Origin of the sequence: Hydrogenoanaerobacterium sp. (assembly GCF_032017025.1) — a bacterium.
Lineage (GTDB): Bacteria > Bacillota > Clostridia > Oscillospirales > Ruminococcaceae > Hydrogenoanaerobacterium.
Genome location: NZ_DALZQO010000019.1, coordinates 58,394 through 58,617, shown reverse-complemented (window position 1 = coordinate 58,617; position 224 = coordinate 58,394).

Here is a 224-nt window from a genome sequence, read left to right as displayed (position 1 = left end):
CTATTTGTGCATTAGGCGGCAAGACGCCTAACGCACCTGCTAAAGCAGAGTATAAGAGCCATCCGTTTTAGCGGATGGCTCTTTGGTTTTTGCAGGGAGCCTCCTCATCTACGCCATGCTATTTGGTGAAGACTCGTTGATTATTTCAAATTCAAAACGTTCTTCATATTTCGCACAATTATCTTTATGTCGTTGCAGTATCTCATGCATTTTTTCTAAATGCC